At 44.6% G+C, this 504-nt stretch carries 2 protein-coding genes; both read right to left on the bottom strand.

Annotation, left to right across the window (positions count from 1 at the left end; translation table 11 throughout):
• On the bottom strand, positions 1 to 208 hold a 208-nt coding region (locus LKX83_RS31830; protein ID WP_227887262.1), incomplete at its 3' end, for a hypothetical protein.
• A 33-nt stretch (positions 209 to 241) separates the two neighbouring features.
• Positions 242 to 504, bottom strand: a 263-nt coding sequence (locus tag LKX83_RS31825; protein WP_227887260.1) for a hypothetical protein, incomplete at its 5' end; no start/stop codon positions are given.

Raw genomic sequence — 504 nt, 5'->3', positions numbered from 1 at the left:
CTGCGGAATCTGATGTATAAATTCCGATTCTACCGTTGGACGAGTATGCAAAGACAGCCTGTGTACCTCGCAAGTCAAAATCTTGCAGCAGTCCTGTTTGTTCATTTGCCCTTGTTTTTCCTCCCATACCAAGTCCAATTCCCCATAGAAGGGTCAGTCCAACCAATACTGCTGCCACAATCGATAGCGCTTTTACTTTTCTCGGCATACAAGCATTCCTCTCTTTTCTATAAGTAAGCCCTCATAACATCTTTGTTGCTATCATATAAATCACGCCGCATGTCAAAAGAAGAGAAAGACTCCCAAATAGATAGCTTAGCCCTGCATATCTGATTCGCATACGATATTGCGCCCAATACGAGAAAGCCCAGAAAGCAATCATGCCAAGTGGGATAAGAACGAATGGACTCACACCGCCAAACAGAAGTCCGCCATAAGCCATCAGCAACGACAAACCGCATACGGGAATGCCACTCATCAGATTAAATAGGTGGATGGCAATTC

This window comes from Cohnella baijiui, from assembly GCF_020731285.1.
Lineage (GTDB): Bacteria > Bacillota > Bacilli > Paenibacillales > Paenibacillaceae > Cohnella.
This window is presented reverse-complemented; position numbering and strand designations above follow the sequence as displayed.